Below are 14265 nucleotides of genomic sequence, written 5' to 3'. Positions count from 1 at the left end.
GGACTTTTTTTGTCAGGTTTCCAAGAAAAATAAGAAGACAAGCTATAAAATTGTCATAAAAAGAAATCTCTTTCACTACATTTAAACATACTGATGAAACTGGGGGTGACCTCCTTGGACATCGATGGTGTTTTTTCAGGTGGTGGAATAAAAGGATTTGCCATGATAGGTGCATTACAAGTGTTAGAAGCGAGAGGTTTTCGTTTTGTACGCGTTGCCGGGACGAGCGCAGGATCCATTATAGCCGCCTTTATAGCTGCGGGATATCGCTCAGATGAAATGTATCAGATGTTAGAAGAAACAGATATGTTAAATTTTTTAGATGAAAGAAAAACACTTATTCCTTCCTCGGTTGGAAAATGGCTACTTCTTTATTGGCGTTTAGGTTTATATAAAGGAGATAGTTTAGAAAAGTGGTTGTATAAAAAATTAGAAGCAAGAGGGGTTCGAACGTTTGGAGACTTGCCGCATCAAAAGTTAAGAGTAATTACTTCTGATGTCACTAGCGGAAGACTTGTCATTTTGCCTGACGATCTCCCAAAGTATAATATTGATCCACGAACATTTCCAGTCGCTAAAGCATTAAGGATGAGTTGTAGTATTCCTTATTTTTTTGAACCTGTTAAAATTAAAAATAAAGGTGTACCGTTTTTATTTGTAGATGGTGGAGTACTTAGTAATTTTCCCTTATGGCTATTTGATAAAGATAATGTACAAAAGGTAAGACCTGCATTAGGTATACGATTAAGTTCAAATCTGGAGGGTGTTCCAGTAAAGACGATAAACAATGCAATTACGATGTTTGGAGCTTTGTTTGAAACGATGAAAGATGCTCACGATGCTCGATATATTTCTAGACGTCACGAAAAAAATATAATCTTTATACCAACACAGCATGTAATGACAACTGAATTTGAAATGACGGAGGATAGAAAAAAATCGTTAGTAGAACTAGGTCGTATACGAACGGAAATGTTTTTAAGAAAGTGGTGTTATTAAGGTAGATGAGAGAGGGCGACAGGATTGTCACTACTTTTTGCAAAAAAATAGCAAACAAAAAAATCGAGCTTAAAAAAATGCTCGATTTTTCTTTTTGCCTTTTTTTCCTTCAATGACAGTAAGGTGAGTGGCTGTTTTTCTTTTTGGTTTCGTTGCTTTTTGCGGTTTCGACTTTACTGCTGCACGATCTTTCATATTAAATGTAGAAGGTGCAGGCTTCGCTTGGTATTTCTTTTTTGATTGCTTCACCGCTTTTTTATATTTAGAACCATTTGCTCCGCCGCCTATCCTACCAGCGATAAAATGACGGAACACTAAATAAAAGACAGTTGCAGCTCCAACTATTATTAATAATTGTGTTAGCAGTCCTCTTGTATTCGTGAATAGTTCTGAAATAAGATAAATGATTGCTAATGATAATATAGTCCATAAGATTATTGTTTTTGTTCTACTCTTCATTTTGTCTACCTCCCAGCTACACGTAAAAACTAGCACATTTATGCATAATTCCTAGTAACATTACTAGGATGAGGCTCGCTCGAAAAATTTATACTATTAACTTAAAAAACTTTTTGTAAAGTTTTGATTAGTAGGAGAATGTTGTTAGTTTTATAAGAAAAACTATCTCACTAAAAGTGTAACCTTTCATACATCTTAACTATATCATCTATAATGTTCAATTCCTAATAATTATAAACATTATCCCTATTATGTATATTCGATTTGAAACATAAAATCTCCTTTTTCTGACCAGTCATTATTATGATATTCATGGTAGCGTTTCGGATAAAATTAGTTATTGTTATTTTTGTAAAGTACTTGAATGAAAGCGGTTCTGAATTGGAAAGATATATAGAAAGCATGAAAAAGAGGTGATACTAAATTGGCTGGTGAAGAAAAATTAGAACAAAATCAAAGAGAGGAACCGATGAGTTTAATGACAAGAGTCGTCATTACTGGTTTGGTCGGTGGCCTTCTTTGGAGTGCGTTAGGTTACCTTGCCTATGTATTTAACTTTATTGAGATTAGCCCTAATGTTGTTTTACAACCGTGGGCTGTCGGTGAGTGGAAAAATGGCGTTTTTGGCAATTTTGTTAGTATATTTATATTAGGAGTGATAGGGATTGGCGCGGCAATAGGTTATTTTGCCTTTTTAAAAAAATTCCAGCAGTTTTGGATGGGTCTTATTTATGGTGCTGTTCTTTGGGGCCTTGTGTTTTTTATTTTAAATCCGATGTTTCCAGGAATTAAAACAGTTCCAAATTTAACATTAGACACGATTGTCACTAGCTTTTGTTTATTTATTCTGTTTGGGTTATTCGTGGGTTATACAGTTTCTTATGAATATAACGAATTACAACCGAAACATGACCAAAATCATGGTCAACAAACATCGAACGAGTAGTCGGTAAGTGGTATTATATGATAGAATGTTCTGTAATCGAACATTCTTTTCTTTTTTGAAGAGATAGAAAAGGAGTATAATGATTATGCGGCTACTTGTAATAAACGGTCCTAATTTAAACCGTCTCGGCAAACGAGACCCTGCTGTTTATGGACGTGACACTTTAAATGACTTAGAACAACGATTAGCTGAATATGCAAAAGAGCATCATTTATTGATTGATACTTTTCAATCTAATCATGAAGGAGCAATTATAGATAAATTACATGAAGCAGATGCTCAATATGAAGGTATTGTTATAAACCCAGGGGCATTTACTCATTATAGTTACGCAATTCGTGATGCGATTGATAGTATTGTTATTCCTGTTGTCGAAGTACATATTTCTAACATTCACGCTCGAGAGTCGTTTCGCCACCTCTCCGTTACAGCACCTGTAACCAAGGGGCAAATTGTGGGATTCGGTTTAGACGGATATGAATTAGCTGTAAAAGGATTGTTAAATGTAATAAGGGGGAAAAAATAATGGAAAAATTAAACAAATTACGTAATGCATTTACTGAAGCAAACGTGGATGCATTATTAGTGACTAGTGGGAAAAATAGAAGCTATTTAACTGGATTTACTGGTACTGCAGGTGTAGCAATTATTACAGCTGAAAAAGCAGTATTTATTACAGACTTTAGATATACAGAGCAAGCAAGTAAACAATGTGTAGGATTTGAAATAGTTCAACATAAAGGTGGCCTTGTGGAAGAAATAGCAAATCAGGTAAAAGTACTTGGTATTTCGAAACTTGGTTTTGAGACAGATCACGTAACATTTTCCACATATTTAGCTTTTAGAAAAGAGATTGGGGCAGAACTTGTACCGATTAGTGGCGTTATCGAAAAGTTACGCTTGATTAAGACAGAACAAGAGATTAATATATTAAAGGAAGCTACTCAAATTGCGGACGCAGCATTCGAGCACATTCTTACATACATAAAACCTGGCATAACGGAGCTTGATGTTTCAAATGAATTAGAATTTTTCATGAGAAAACAAGGTGCCGTTTCTTCCTCATTCGATATTATCGTTGCTTCCGGACATCGTTCTGCGTTGCCACATGGTGTAGCGTCTAGTAAAGTAATTGAATCTGGAGAATTTGTTACCCTTGATTTTGGAGCATTTTATAAAGGATACAATTCAGATATTACAAGAACAGTTGCTGTAGGTACACCTAGCGATGAATTAGTAAACATTTATAATGTTGTATTAGAAGCACAATTACGTGGAATGAGAGGAATTAAAGCTGGTATCACTGGCCGTGAAGCAGATGCTTTAACTCGAGATTATATAACGGAAAAAGGTTTTGGAGAGTATTTTGGACATTCCACTGGACATGGTCTTGGAATGGAAGTTCATGAAGGACCATCACTTTCACTAAAATCTGATACTATATTAGAGCCTGGTATGGTAGTAACAGTAGAACCTGGGATATATATTGCTGGTTTAGGTGGAGTAAGAATAGAAGATGATACTGTTGTAACAGCGGATGGAAATGAGAGTCTATCCCACTCTACAAAGGAACTTATTATTTTATAAGTGCTTTTTGGATAGAGTAGATTTTATTTACAGTGGTAACAATACCATTAAGTAACTTTTGTTTAAATGTAGGAGGAAATTAAAATGATTTCAGTAAACGATTTTCGTACAGGTTTAACAATTGAAGTAGATAACGGTATTTGGCGTGTAATGGATTTCCAACACGTTAAACCTGGAAAAGGTGCTGCGTTTGTTCGTTCAAAATTACGTAACTTACGTACAGGTGCTATTCAAGAGAAAACATTCCGTGCTGGAGAAAAAGTAGGAAAAGCACAAATAGATAACCGTAAAATGCAGTATTTATATGCAAATGGTGATCTCCATGTATTCATGGACAACGAGTCATATGAGCAAATCGAATTACCATCAAAGCAAATTGAATACGAGCTTAAGTTCTTAAAAGAAAACATGGAAGTTGCAATTATGATGTATCAAAGCGAAACACTTGGTATTGAGCTTCCAAATACAGTAGAACTAAAAGTAACAGAAACTGAACCAGGAATTAAAGGTGACACTGCTTCTGGTGGTTCGAAGCCTGCAACAGTGGAAACTGGATTAGTAGTAAACGTACCTTTCTTCGTTAACGAAGGTGATGTGTTAATTGTTAACACAACAGATGGATCTTATGTTTCTAGAGCTTAATTAGTAATGGAAAAAGGCATCCAACCAAGGATGCCTTTTTTCATTTTTTAGGGTTGTACCACTCAATAACGTCTACATGCTCTAATATCATCTTTGCATCAGAACCGTCCGGGTTACTCACCCATATACTAGTTTTTTGATCGCTTGTTCTCATCCAACTTATTTTATTGGCACGATGCAATAAAATAGGGGCACTATCTGCCTTTCTATCCTCATTTGGGATTATTTGTACTTGTTCATCTGTTTTCGTATTAACAACAAATAACGTAGATTGAAAAAACTCAGAAGGCTTATTCGTTTCTTTTCCTCTTGCAACGACTATTTTTTCATCATCTAACCATGTAAAATCAATATCAGCATAGCCTTTCGGTGTGTACGTTTTCGTTTGAGTAGGCATTACAGTTTGAACAACTAATTTTTTATTATTAATTCCAACTGTTGTTCTACCACTACCTTGTATAGAAGCAACTATAGGCTTTGTTGGAGCCCACTGAATCCATGACGGATTATCTAAAATTTCACCTAGAGGAATAAATACTTTATTTTCAACAGCAAAAATACCAACAATGTTTTGATCCATGCTCCAAGAAGCGGTTGGGGTAACAGTCATACTTATCCAACGCTCATCAGGAGACCACTTTAAATGTCTAAGTGCAATGGATAGTACAGAAATATCTTCTAATTTCACTGGAGATGGCACGGTAAAAATGGACGAAACAGATACTTCAATTTCTTCTTCTTTTTTTCCTTTTTTCCAAGTGGCATTGTAAATACGTGGATGACTCCAACCATCTGGAAATATTGCTGCAGCAGCAGTTACGACCATACTTTTTCCATTAGAAGCCCAAGTGAAAGATGAAACGCCGTCTGTTAAAGGATAAATGACTGGACCATCACTAGTGCACTGTACAAGTGATAAGCTTGACCCAGAAATAAAGGCTAACTCGTTTTTGGTTGGAGACCAATAAATATCTTTTCCAGGAATGGATAATTTAAATTGTTTATTAGTCGGTAAATGATGAAGCCAAATGTCATTTAATCCTTCTTGTTGTTCAGATTCTATCGTAGAATTAGCTTCAAATGCTAACCATGTTCCGTCATGAGACCAAATTGGCCTAGATACGTAAAGGTCGTCTGTTAATTGAGTTGTTTCTGACTCGTGATATAACCAAAGATGTCCTTCCCGAATAAACGCAGCTTTTAACCCGGTTTCTTTCCCATTCTCTTGAGCAGTGACGTTTATCGGTGAAAACAATATAAGAGTGGCAATACTAAGTAAAATTAATTTCTTCAAGATGCAACACCTACTATTTTAATTTTGCAAGATCCTCAACATAAATTGTTATCTACTAGTTTTACCAATTCACGTTTTATCATCCATAAAAGTATCGATTGAATTCCTTTATACAAAACAAAATTAATGAATATAGTCCTAATATCCTGTTTGAAAATTTTTATTGAATTCTTTGTAAAACATGATATAGTAAGGATGAGCAGTATGCCTAATTTTTTTTATCTATTTGTGCAAACGTTTACGCAATTTCTTTTTATCTTATTTGCATCACAAAATGTGCATGCACTTATAAGTTCTATAAGAAAAACAGAAGATAGACAACTTAAAACTAAAAGCGAAATTCAGTTTTTCTATATTAAGGGAGTGTTTATTTTGAAAAAAACGTGGTGGAAAGAAGCAGTTGCATACCAAATTTATCCGAGAAGTTTTGTTGATTCTAATGGAGATGGAATTGGAGACTTAAAAGGTATCTTAACAAAGTTAGACTATTTAAAAGAATTAGGAATAGATGTTATATGGATTTGTCCGATGTACAAATCACCAAATGCCGATAATGGTTATGACATAAGTGATTATCAAGATATTATGGATGACTTTGGAACAATGGAAGAATTTGACCTACTTTTAGAAGAAACACATAAAAGAGGTATGAAGTTAATTATTGATTTAGTTATAAATCACACAAGTGATGAACATGAATGGTTTATTGAATCTCGTTCTTCTAAAGAAAATCCGAAGCGTGACTGGTATATTTGGCAAGATGGAAAGCCTGATGGCTCAGAGCCAAATAACTGGGAAAGTATTTTCAGTGGATCAGTTTGGGAGTATGATGAGAAAACAGAACAATATTATATGCACCTATTTGATAAAAAACAGCCAGATTTAAACTGGGAAAATAAAGATGTGCGCTTTGCATTGTACGATATGATTAACTGGTGGTTAGATAAAGGGATTGACGGCTTCCGTGTTGACGCTATCTCGCATATTAAAAAAGAGCCAGGTTTCCCGGATTTGCCTAATCCTAAAAAATTGGATTACGTACCTTCCTTTGATTACATGATGAACGTTGATGGTATTCAACCGTTTTTAGAAGAGCTAAAAACGCAAACGTTTGCACGTTATGATATCATGACTGTTGGCGAAGCGAATGGTGTAAAAATAGAGCAAGCGGATGAATGGGTAGGAGAAGAGAACGGTAAGTTTAATATGATTTTTCAATTTGAGCATCTAGGACTTTGGGAAAAAGGAACCGAAGGCGGAGTTGACGTTATTCAACTAAAAGAAACATTAACGAAATGGCAAAAAGGACTTGAAGGAAATGGTTGGAACGCTTTGTTTTTAGAAAACCATGACCAAGCACGCTCTGTTTCAACATGGGGGAATGATAAAGAATATTTAGTGGAAAGTGCTAAATCGTTAGCCTCTCTTTATTTCTTAATGCAGGGAACGCCATTCATCTATCAAGGTCAAGAGTTAGGCATGACAAATGTAAAGTTTGATTCAATTGATCATTATGATGATGTTGCGATGAAAAACTTATATACAATTGAAAGTAAAAAAGGTCGAGAATATGCGCAAAAAGTAATGGAATCGATTTGGATGAAAGGAAGAGACAATTCCAGAACACCTATGCAATGGAATAGTGAGCCAAATGCTGGCTTTACTACTGGAACGCCATGGTTAGGGGTAAATGAAAACTACACGAAGATTAACGTTGAAGCTCAGTGGAATGACCCAACATCTGTATTAAGCTATTATCGCGATATGATAAAGCTTCGTAAGTCAGAAGAAGTATTCGTTTACGGTATATACGACCTCATTTTAGAAGACGATGATAAAGTTTACGCATACACAAGAACATTAAATGATACGACTGCAGTCGTTATAAGTAACTTATCTGGAGAAGAAGCAACTTATAAATTTGATAACATTGTACTTTCTTCAAGTAATTTAAAACTTTCTAATTATGAGGTTCCTTTTCATAAAGGTATTACGAACTTTGAACTTAAGCCTTATGAAACAAGGGTTTATGTAGTGAAAAAATAAATAACAGAAAAACACCGGCCAAAATAATGGTCGGTGTTTTTTATGGTGTAACTAGGAATAGAGAGTTTTCCATGATTTATTGAAAGCTTTTTTCCAGAGGACGATTAGAGTGATTAGCGAAATAACGATAAAAATATATTGTCCAAAATTGATAAGTGTACTAATTAGGTGTATCCCTGCAAAAAGTCCAACAATGAGCATTGTAAGAAAAATGATTGTTCCACTTCCTTCGTTCGATGAATCAAAGGATTCGGAAAATGGGAGTCCTTTATTTAATATATAAAAACAAATAATACTGAAATTACAAGCGTTAACCAAAACTAATAGTAAGTCCGGTAAAATTCGAACACCAAAAATAAACATAAAGATGACACTTAACGTTAAATAAATCGGTAAATAAAGTTTTACGAGAAAGGCTTTTATCGTTCCACTGAAAATTGGTTTTAACTCCTCTAACGGTGCTACTTTAAATACCCACGCACCTTTAAATTTTCCGGAGTAATTTAACATTAATACTACTGTAGGGATAATGATGAGACTAAAGTAAATATTAAGATACGCTTTGCTAGTGAGAGGCTCAAACCCAGAGTCTGTTTTGAAAACATTAAAAAGAAAAATAAAAGGAATTACAAACGAAAAGCCAAGTGACGGATATACTTTAAGCTTAAAATCTCGTTCGTTTTTCATCATCAAACTAGCAAAACGGAAAAATACTTTTTCTTCTTTTGAAGTACAAATGATATTCATAAACCATTCCTTGTATTTTGGTTGCTTTTTGTATTTAACTTTTCCGTGATAGGTGAGCTTTTGTAAATTTCTTTCAAAAGTAGGGAGCAATTTAACATATAACCAAATGGATATAATAGGGATTGCTACACTTAATAACGCTAACAGTATATAAAAGTTATTTACACTATTACCTAAAGTAATTTCCATTAATGCACCGTACCACATTGGGATAATGAATAGCTGCCACCACTCAGGTTCTAACACAATGATGTAGTCCATTAGTTCGAATGAACGAGCTAAAAGTTGGTAACCAATCATTATCGCAAGTGAAAGACCTATTTGAACATAATTAATAATATCTTTCAGCTTCTCGCCATCAAAAAATTTCAATATCCATATATAAATGAGTGCTGTTAGAACGACAACAAATATATCAATAAATATAATAGAAAAAATGGCAAGTAGAAAAAATAATAGGCCGTGTCTAAATAACCCGACAATTAACGGTATACCTACAATAGCTACTGTTAATAAGCATAAGTAAGTTGTAACATGAATGGCTTTAGCTGCACTAATAGTCTTTTTATTTATAGGTTTTGGATATAATATATTTCTGTCACGAACATCTAGTAAAACAGAAGAAAAATCAGATATTAGCGATGTACTAATAATGAATATTAATATTCCGTAAACGAAACTCATTTGAAACATGTAATTGTTATCCATAAGAATAAACGGAATCATGAAAAGACCAAATAATACATATATCCATAGCGACTTAACGTATTGATTACTATCTGTTTCAACTTTTTTCCGGTTGTTTTGCTGAAAAATAGTAGGTACTCTGCGACCATCCATCGTAAACTTAACTTGAAGTAGTTTTCTCATCATTTTGTAATCTATATCACTACGATTAAATACCCATTGAAAACGGTCTAACAACTTTAATGTAAAAAACTCTTTCACTTTTACACCTCTTTTACGACGGACACAAATTTGGAACCAATCTCTTTATGTTCGTTAAATCCAGTTAGTTCATTAAAAATTTCTTCTAAAGTTCCTTCTTTATTTTGAAGTTTTAACTCTTCAAATGTGCCATCTGCTGAAATTTTCCCGTCGTGTAATAGAATAATGCGACTACTTATTTTCTCAACTACATCCATAATATGTGAAGAATAAAAGATTGTTTTTCCATCTTTCGCTAACTGAGTCATTATTTCTTTAAAAATCATGACACTATTAGCATCCAATCCGTTAATCGGTTCGTCAAAAAATAATAAATCGGGATTATGTAATAAACTAGAAATGATTAAAAGTTTTTGCCTCATACCTTTAGAATAAGAGGCAATGCGAGAATGATAGACTTCTCCAACTCCAAATAACTCCATAAGTTCTCTTGCTTTATAATCGGCCACTTCAAAGTCTAATCCATACAATTCACCTATAAATGTAAGGTATTCATGTCCCGTAAGGTTATCGTAAACTTCCGCAATTTCTGGTACATACCCAATTTTCTTTTTAAATTGAACATTTCCATCTGAAATATCTTTACCAAAAATCTCTATTGTTCCTTCATATTCATCTTCAATTCCTAGCATAATTTTAACAGTAGTACTTTTACCAGCACCATTTGGACCAATGTATCCAATGATTTGCCCACGTGAAACTTCGAAAGAAACACCTTTTAGCACATCTTTCATCCCGTAGTTTTTTTTCAAGTTTTTTATCGATAATATTGTTTCTTCTACCATACTCTTCACTCCAAATTTTACTAGTTTTCCTATTGTAAGCTTATCATGTAAAAGGAATTATTTGTGAATTATTTATTCGAATGTTTCTTATTTTTCTAGTAAGAAACTTCTTATTTATTGTGGTTGTGCATACGTTGTACAAGTAGTGCTTTTGCAATCATTTACTAATTCGGAGGTTAAGATGAAAAAGTTATTCGCAAATGTAGATCAAGTTGTTTTATCAATGGCAGGGTTGAGGCTTTTTTCAGGATTATTAGAAATAACTGCCGCAATCGTTATCTTTATGTTAAATGATGTGAAAAAAGCAATCATTGTTAACTCGATGTTAGCTGTAGTCGGACCTGTAATTTTTATTTCTACGATGATGATCGGGTTAATCAGTTTGGCAGATGAAATCTCGTTTTCAAAACTAATATTCATTTTAATAGGTGTAGGTTTTATTTTATACGGAATATATAAATAGCAATCTATTTTTTAAAGATGAATAGCATATAAGGTGGTCAAGCCTGCATACATTTAAGTAATAAAGGTATAAAAGGAGCACTTTAAATGTTACATGATATTGTTTCAGTCCTGCCTACTTCTATCAGTTCTATTATTAAAAACCTTTCTCCAATGACTAAAGAAAGAGTGGAAGAAATACGAATAAGAGTAAGGCGTCCGTTAGAGATCATTACAGACGGAGTCCCGATTTTCCCCCCTTACACTGTCACAGAAGAAGATGGGCAACAACTTCTAAATAAGATTAGTCAGTATTCCATTTATGCATTAGAAGAAGAGTTGAAACGTGGTTACATTACGGTTGCAGGCGGTCACCGAATTGGACTTGCTGGGAAGGTTATTACTGAAAAAGGAAAAGTTAAGGCAATCCGTGATATTTCATCTTTTAATATTAGGATTGCTAAACAAAAAATAGGTATTGCAACGAAACTCATCCCTTATTTATATGGAGAAAAATGGGAAAGCACAATGGTAATCGGTGCACCACAAACAGGAAAAACGACTCTATTAAGAGACATAGCAAGAATAATGAGCATGGGTGACAAAGAACGTTCTATTCCATCCTGTAAGGTTGGTATTGTAGATGAACGATCAGAAATTGCAGGAAGTGTGAAAGGAATTCCTCAACATGAGCTTGGTGTAAGGGTAGATGTTTTAGATAGCTGCCCGAAAGCAGAAGGCATGATGATGCTAATACGATCCATGAGTCCTGATGTAATTGTTGTAGATGAAATTGGAAGAGATGAAGATAGTATAGCAACGATGGAAGCTGTAAACGCAGGAGTTGGGCTATTAATGTCCGTACATGGTAGCTCTCTTGAAGAGTTGCAAACAAGGCCAACAATAAAAAAAATTCTTGATTTAAAGGCGATTAAACGATTTGTACTGTTAACAAGATCAAACGGTCCTGGGTCGATTGAACGAATATTGGATGAGCAGGGAAAAGTAATTTACGGGAAGTAGGTGTATAAAAATGAAAATATTAGGAGCTGTTCTCATTTTAGTCGCCACTTCTTGGGCAGGGCTCGAGGCTGCTCGACATTTTACAGAACGTACTAGACAGCTAAGACAGCTAAAGGTTGCTTTACAGTCACTAGAAGCAGAAATAATGTATGGACATATGCCGTTAGCGGATGCAGCAAAAAATATAGCTGGACAGCTTGATAAACCACTAAATTGGTTTTTTGAAGAATTTGCAACTAAATTACGAAAGGCGGAAGAGAGTGTAAAGGAAGCTTGGAATAGTAGTTTAGATGAAATTTGGAAGAATACCGCTCTAAAAAAGGCAGAACTAGAAATACTAAAGCAATTTGGTGAAACGCTAGGACAGCATGATCGAAGTACACAGCAAAAACATATTATCCTTGCACTTACACATTTAGAACGAGAAGAATTAGATGCCCGAGATCGACAAGCGAAATACGAAAAAATGGTTAAAAGCCTCGGACTACTGACGGGCCTACTGCTCGTTATCTTATTGATGTAAAAAATAGGGGGAAGCATGATGGGCATAGAAATTGATGTCATATTTAAAATAGCAGGAATAGGAATTGTTGTAGCTTTTTTGCATACTGTTTTAAAACAGTTAGGTAAAGAAGAGTACGCCAACTGGGTAACGCTACTAGGATTTATTTATATATTATTTATGGTTGCAAGTATCGTAGAGGATTTATTTAAAAAAATAAAGTCGGTCTTCTTGTTTCAATAAAGGGGTGGTGACCTATCGAAATTATTCAAATAGTTGGTCTCGGTTTAGTTGCTACTTTTTTAGCATTAATTGTAAAGGAACAAAAACCGACGTTTGCATTTATGCTCGTAGTTTTTGTCGGGTGTGTTATTTTTTTATTTTTAGTGGATCAAATTTTAGAAGTTATTAGAATGCTAGAAAGAATCGCAATAAACGCCAACATTAATATGATCTACGTGGAAACAATTTTAAAAATAATTGGAATTGCCTACATCGCAGAATTTGGTGCCCAAATAACGAAAGATGCTGGACAAGGTGCCATTGCTTCCAAAATTGAATTAGGTGGAAAAATTCTTATTTTAGCGATGGCAATTCCTATCTTAACTGTGATTATTGAGACAATTATTAATTTAATTCCATCATAAAACTATAATAAAGTGAGGGGAGAAGATGAACCGATTTGTTGTAATTGTTGCCCTCTTCGTCGTCGCATTGATTTTTCTACCTACTGTAGTACAAGCCTCTCCAACTACTCCTTCTGAAATTGTAACAGAGCAGCTCGATCGAGTAGGAGTAGATGAAATTAAACAATATTGGGATGAAATTATGACGGAGTATGGTGGGTTTCTGCCAGAAAGTCAAAAAGGAGATTTTATTGATTATGTAACAGGGGACAAGTCGTTCTCCTTATCCGAATGGTTTAAAGGATTTTTAAAATACTTATTTCATGAACTGTTAACAAACGGTAAATTACTTGGAAGTTTAATATTACTAACAATCTTTAGTATGTTCTTGCAGACGTTGCAAAATGCTTTTGATCAAAAAGCCGTTAGCAAAATAGCCTACTCCGTCGTATTTATGGTGTTAATCATCATCGCACTGAATAGTTTTCATATTGCAATCACTTACACAACAGATGCCATTCAAAATATGATGGCTTTCATCTTAGCTTTAGTGCCTTTACTGCTAGCTCTCATAGCTTCATCAGGTGGCCTTGTATCGGCATCAATCTTTCATCCAATTATCATCTTTTTAATGAATACTAGTGGATTATTAATTCAATACGTTGTTTTACCTCTACTTTTTTTATCGGCAATTTTAAGCATTGTAAGCACATTGAGTGAACAGTATAAAGTCACGCAATTAGCACAATTGTTACGGAATATTAGTGTTGGTATTCTCGGAATCTATTTAACTGTTTTCTTAGGAGTTATTTCGGTCCAAGGAGCAACGGCTGCGGTAGCAGATGGAATTACGATTCGAACGGCAAAATTTGTCACTGGTAATTTCATTCCGGTAATCGGAAGAATGTTTACAGATGCGACAGATACTGTAATAAGCGCCTCTCTCCTTTTAAAGAATACAGTCGGTATACTTGGTGTAGTAGTTTTATTACTAATTGCCGCGTTTCCTGCTTTAAAAGTTTTATCACTAGCGATTATATATAAACTAGCAGCTGCACTTTTGCAACCAATTGGTGGAGGTCCAGTTATTGCGTGTTTAGATATTATTAGTAAAAGTGTTATTTATATTTTTGCAGCTTTAGCGATTGTTTCTTTTATGTTTTTCTTAAGTATTACGATTATTATTGCTGCTGGAAATATTACCGTAATGGTGCGTTAGG

Annotated in this window: 16 protein-coding genes; 12 read left to right on the top strand and 4 right to left on the bottom strand. The window is 34.4% G+C overall.

Annotated elements, in window-relative coordinates; translation table 11 throughout:
- Positions 1–114 precede the first annotated feature (114 nt).
- Positions 115–999 carry a patatin-like phospholipase family protein gene (locus O1A01_RS17525; RefSeq protein WP_066418487.1) on the top strand — a complete coding sequence of 295 codons (885 nt, stop codon included), beginning with the start codon at positions 115–117 and terminating at the stop codon, positions 997–999.
- Positions 1000–1068: 69 nt separating this feature from the next.
- Here the strand turns inward: O1A01_RS17525 and O1A01_RS17520 are convergent, their stop codons facing one another.
- On the bottom strand, positions 1069–1458 hold the full coding sequence (locus tag O1A01_RS17520; protein WP_066418485.1) for an SA1362 family protein: 390 nt from the start codon (positions 1456–1458) through the stop codon (positions 1069–1071).
- A 424-nt stretch (positions 1459–1882) separates the two neighbouring features.
- Between O1A01_RS17520 and O1A01_RS17515 the strand changes: the two genes are divergently transcribed.
- From O1A01_RS17515 to efp, 4 genes are all read left to right on the top strand, one after another.
- Positions 1883–2404 (top strand): YqhR family membrane protein, encoded by a 522-nt coding sequence (locus tag O1A01_RS17515; RefSeq protein ID WP_066418483.1) that lies wholly within the window; start codon positions 1883–1885, stop codon positions 2402–2404.
- A gap of 85 nt (positions 2405–2489) precedes the next feature.
- Positions 2490–2930, top strand: coding sequence for a type II 3-dehydroquinate dehydratase (aroQ, locus tag O1A01_RS17510; RefSeq protein ID WP_084380552.1), 441 nt, complete (start codon positions 2490–2492; stop codon positions 2928–2930).
- Complete coding sequence (locus O1A01_RS17505) at positions 2930–3991, top strand: M24 family metallopeptidase (protein ID WP_270064591.1); 1062 nt, start codon at positions 2930–2932, stop codon at positions 3989–3991. The genes aroQ and O1A01_RS17505 overlap by 1 nt, the downstream gene beginning before the upstream one ends.
- Before the next feature lie 84 nt (positions 3992–4075).
- Positions 4076–4633 (top strand): elongation factor P, encoded by a 558-nt coding sequence (gene efp / locus O1A01_RS17500; protein WP_066418477.1) that lies wholly within the window; start codon positions 4076–4078, stop codon positions 4631–4633.
- A gap of 40 nt (positions 4634–4673) precedes the next feature.
- Here the strand turns inward: efp and O1A01_RS17495 are convergent, their stop codons facing one another.
- A complete protein-coding gene (locus O1A01_RS17495) occupies positions 4674–5927 on the bottom strand; it encodes a TolB family protein (protein WP_270064590.1) in 1254 nt (417 codons plus the stop codon).
- Positions 5928–6299: 372 nt separating this feature from the next.
- On the opposite strand from O1A01_RS17495, the gene O1A01_RS17490 reads away from it, so the two are divergent.
- A complete protein-coding gene (locus O1A01_RS17490) occupies positions 6300–7973 on the top strand; it encodes a glycoside hydrolase family 13 protein (protein WP_270064589.1) in 1674 nt (557 codons plus the stop codon).
- Positions 7974–8024: 51 nt separating this feature from the next.
- Here O1A01_RS17490 and O1A01_RS17485 read toward each other — a convergent pair whose 3' ends face one another.
- Together O1A01_RS17485 and O1A01_RS17480 are read right to left on the bottom strand one after the other, a co-directional pair.
- Positions 8025–9668, bottom strand: a complete 1644-nt coding sequence (locus O1A01_RS17485) for a hypothetical protein (protein ID WP_270064588.1) — start codon at positions 9666–9668, stop codon at positions 8025–8027.
- Positions 9669–9670: 2 nt separating this feature from the next.
- Positions 9671–10453, bottom strand: a complete 783-nt coding sequence (locus tag O1A01_RS17480; RefSeq protein ID WP_270064587.1) for an ABC transporter ATP-binding protein — start codon at positions 10451–10453, stop codon at positions 9671–9673.
- A 181-nt stretch (positions 10454–10634) separates the two neighbouring features.
- Here O1A01_RS17480 and O1A01_RS17475 point away from each other — a divergent pair, with 181 nt between their 5' ends.
- From O1A01_RS17475 to spoIIIAE, 6 genes are all read left to right on the top strand, one after another.
- The gene (locus tag O1A01_RS17475; RefSeq protein WP_066418466.1) at positions 10635–10916 is read left to right on the top strand and encodes a YqhV family protein; all 282 of its coding nucleotides are present in this window, start codon (positions 10635–10637) and stop codon (positions 10914–10916) included.
- Positions 10917–11002: 86 nt separating this feature from the next.
- Entirely contained in the window at positions 11003–11917 is a 915-nt protein-coding gene (spoIIIAA, locus tag O1A01_RS17470; RefSeq protein WP_066418464.1) for a stage III sporulation protein AA, read from the top strand.
- Between the two features lie 10 nt (positions 11918–11927).
- Positions 11928–12440, top strand: a complete 513-nt coding sequence (gene spoIIIAB, locus O1A01_RS17465) for a stage III sporulation protein SpoIIIAB (RefSeq protein WP_066418462.1) — start codon at positions 11928–11930, stop codon at positions 12438–12440.
- Between the two features lie 18 nt (positions 12441–12458).
- Positions 12459–12662: a stage III sporulation protein AC gene (spoIIIAC, locus tag O1A01_RS17460; RefSeq protein WP_066418459.1), complete on the top strand. Its 204-nt coding sequence runs from the start codon at positions 12459–12461 to the stop codon at positions 12660–12662.
- 14 nt (positions 12663–12676) lie between these two features.
- A complete protein-coding gene (spoIIIAD, locus tag O1A01_RS17455; RefSeq protein ID WP_174522382.1) occupies positions 12677–13066 on the top strand; it encodes a stage III sporulation protein AD in 390 nt (129 codons plus the stop codon).
- 25 nt (positions 13067–13091) lie between these two features.
- Positions 13092–14264, top strand: a complete 1173-nt coding sequence (spoIIIAE, locus tag O1A01_RS17450) for a stage III sporulation protein AE (protein ID WP_066418455.1) — start codon at positions 13092–13094, stop codon at positions 14262–14264.
- The last annotated feature ends 1 nt before the right edge of the window (position 14265 follow it).

Source organism: Sutcliffiella sp. NC1 (genome assembly GCF_027594365.1).
In the GTDB taxonomy this organism is placed as follows: domain Bacteria; phylum Bacillota; class Bacilli; order Bacillales; family Bacillaceae_I; genus Sutcliffiella; species Sutcliffiella cohnii.
The sequence above is the reverse complement of the archived record's forward strand: the minus strand, read 5'-3'. Positions and strand labels throughout refer to the sequence as shown.

What these genes read in the sequence shown, in the direction of transcription:
- O1A01_RS17505 (WP_270064591.1), top strand. Translation starts at nt 2,930, where the DNA reads ATGGAAAAATTAAACAAATTACGTAATGCATTTACTGAAGCAAACGTG.
- O1A01_RS17475 (WP_066418466.1), top strand. Translation starts at nt 10,635, where the DNA reads ATGAAAAAGTTATTCGCAAATGTAGATCAAGTTGTTTTATCAATGGCA.
- O1A01_RS17480 (WP_270064587.1), bottom strand. Translation starts at nt 10,453, where the DNA reads ATGGTAGAAGAAACAATATTATCGATAAAAAACTTGAAAAAAAACTAC.
- aroQ (WP_084380552.1), top strand. Translation starts at nt 2,490, where the DNA reads ATGCGGCTACTTGTAATAAACGGTCCTAATTTAAACCGTCTCGGCAAA.
- efp (WP_066418477.1), top strand. Translation starts at nt 4,076, where the DNA reads ATGATTTCAGTAAACGATTTTCGTACAGGTTTAACAATTGAAGTAGAT.
- spoIIIAA (WP_066418464.1), top strand. Translation starts at nt 11,003, where the DNA reads ATGTTACATGATATTGTTTCAGTCCTGCCTACTTCTATCAGTTCTATT.
- spoIIIAB (WP_066418462.1), top strand. Translation starts at nt 11,928, where the DNA reads ATGAAAATATTAGGAGCTGTTCTCATTTTAGTCGCCACTTCTTGGGCA.
- O1A01_RS17520 (WP_066418485.1), bottom strand. Translation starts at nt 1,458, where the DNA reads ATGAAGAGTAGAACAAAAACAATAATCTTATGGACTATATTATCATTA.
- spoIIIAC (WP_066418459.1), top strand. Translation starts at nt 12,459, where the DNA reads ATGGGCATAGAAATTGATGTCATATTTAAAATAGCAGGAATAGGAATT.
- spoIIIAE (WP_066418455.1), top strand. Translation starts at nt 13,092, where the DNA reads ATGAACCGATTTGTTGTAATTGTTGCCCTCTTCGTCGTCGCATTGATT.